This window comes from Bacillus sp. FJAT-27225 (assembly GCF_001685025.1).
Lineage (GTDB): Bacteria > Bacillota > Bacilli > Bacillales > Cytobacillaceae > Bacillus_D.
Map to the genome: position 1 here is coordinate 1 of NZ_MAYU01000018.1, position 445 is coordinate 445.

Genomic DNA, 445 nt, shown 5'->3' on the forward strand with positions numbered 1-445 from the left:
CGAACGTTCTTCTAATTCTTCTATTACGATTACCCAGTTTTGAGGGAACAAATTTCCCTTGAAAAATATCTAAAAGGCATTATAATAGTAAATGTCTTCGTTGTCTGGTAACTATGGCGAGAAGGTCACACCCGTTCCCATCCCGAACACGGAAGTTAAGCTTCTCAGCGCCGATGGTAGTTGGGGTGCAAACCCCTGTGAGAGTAGGACGNGCTTCATTATTCCGCAGTAGCTCAGTGGTAGAGCAATCGGCTGTTAACCGATCGGTCGTAGGTTCGAGTCCTACCTGCGGAGCCATTTATTTTTATGATGCTTCCATAGCTCAGTAGGTAGAGCACTTCCATGGTAAGGAAGAGGTCAGCGGTTCGAGCCCGCTTGGAAGCTTATTTGTATGAAGGCCCCTTGGTCAAGCGGTTAAGACACCGCCCTTTCACGGCGGTAACAC

General features: G+C 47.7%; 2 tRNA genes and 1 rRNA gene. All 3 read left to right on the forward strand.

Annotated features, from left to right (window positions below):
- Nucleotides 1-103 precede the first annotated feature (103 nt).
- A 5S ribosomal RNA gene (rrf, locus tag A8F94_RS12180) occupies nt 104-219 on the forward strand.
- Nucleotides 220-222: 3 nt separating this feature from the next.
- Nucleotides 223-297 (forward strand) — tRNA-Asn (locus A8F94_RS12185).
- A gap of 14 nt (nt 298-311) precedes the next feature.
- Nucleotides 312-384 (forward strand) — tRNA-Thr (locus A8F94_RS12190).
- Nucleotides 385-445: the final 61 nt, after the last annotated feature.